The sequence below is a fragment of the Roseateles sp. P5_E11 genome (genome assembly GCF_054049355.1).
Window position 1 is genome coordinate 1 of the sequence record NZ_JBFUMO010000940.1, and the last position, 1,510, is coordinate 1,510.

2 protein-coding genes are annotated in these 1,510 nt (G+C 64.8%); both read left to right on the top strand.

Features of this window, described 5'->3' with window-relative positions; genetic code table 11:
* Positions 1-625, top strand: a 625-nt coding sequence (locus ACXJKR_RS32290; RefSeq protein WP_457326332.1) for a metallopeptidase TldD-related protein, incomplete at its 5' end; no start/stop codon positions are given.
* A gap of 116 nt (positions 626-741) precedes the next feature.
* On the top strand, positions 742-1,510 hold a 769-nt coding region (locus ACXJKR_RS32295; RefSeq protein WP_457326333.1), incomplete at its 3' end, for a TRAP transporter substrate-binding protein.

The following is a 1,510-nucleotide window of genomic DNA, read 5'->3' on the forward strand; positions in this document are numbered from 1 at the left end:
GTTCGAGAGCACGGTGGCCATCGGCCTGCTCGGTGCGCTCGTGCAGGCGACCAGTGGCGGTGCGCTCTACCGCCGCACCACCTTCCTGCTCGACAGCTTGGGCAAGCCGGTCATGGCGCCGCATATCGACATCTCCGAAGACCCGCATGTGAAGAAGGGCAAGGGCAGCTCGCCCTTCGACGACGAAGGTGTCGTCACGCGCGCGCGCTCGGTCGTGGAAGGCGGCGTGCTGCAGGGCTACTTCCTGTCCAGCTACTCGGCGCGCAAGCTGGGCATGAAGACGACCGGCCATGCGGGCGGTTCGCACAATCTGCGCATGACGAGCCGTGCCACCGCGCCAGGCGACGACCTGCCGACGATGATCCGGCGCCTCGGCCGCGGATTGCTCGTCACCGAGCTGATGGGCCAGGGTGTGAACTACGTGACGGGCGACTATTCGCGCGGCGCGAGCGGTTACTGGGTCGAGAACGGCGAGATCGCCTACCCGGTTCATGAGGTCACCATCGCTGGCAATCTGCGTGACATGCTGCAGAACATCGTCGGCATCGGCGCCGACGAGTACACGATGGGCACCAAGACCATCGGTTCGGTGCTCGTCACGGGCATGAAACTCGCAGGCAACTGACGCGCATCTGACGCGTCAGCGCCGGGGTAAATCCGGGCCGGCTGGCGGTGCGGTCTTCCTAGAATCGCCCGACACTTTTCTCTTCGCAAATCCGAAAACAGGAGACTTCAATGACCATGGAACGTCGTTCCTTTGTGCGCCACGCGGGCTTGGCTGGCGTGCTGGCCGCGGGCGCTGCCCCTGCCGTCGTGCACGCCCAGGCGCAAGTGCGCTGGCGCCTCGCATCGAGCTTCCCCAAGTCGCTGGACACCATCTTCGGCGCGGCCGACGTGTTCGCGAAGAAGGTCTCCGAGATGACCGGCGGCAAGTTCCAGATCTCCGTGCATGCCGGCGGCGAGATCGTGCCGGCGCTGCAGGTGGTTGACGCGGTGCAGAACGCTACCGTCGAGATCGCGCACACGGCGCCCTACTACTTTTTCGGCAAGGACGAGACCTTCGCGCTGGGCTGCGCCATCCCCTTCGGCCTGAACAGCCGCCAGATGACGGCCTGGATGGTGGAGGGCAACGGCCTGAAGCTGATGCGCGAGTTCTATCGCAACTACAACATCATCAACTTCCTCGGCGGCAATACCGGCGCGCAGATGGGCGGCTGGTATCGCAAGGAGATCAAGAGCGTCGCCGACATCAAGGGCCTGAAGATCCGCATCGGCGGCTTCGCTGGCCGCGTGATGGAGCGCATGGGCGCCGTGCCGCAGCAGATCGCCGGTGGCGAGATCTACTCGGCGCTGGAGAAGGGAACGATCGATGCGGCCGAGTGGGTCGGCCCCTATGACGACCAGAAGCTGGGCTTCAACAAGGTCGCGCCCAACTACTACTACCCCGGCTGGTGGGAAGGCGGCCCGCAGCTCGACTTTTTCATCAACACCAAGGCGTACGAGGGTTTGT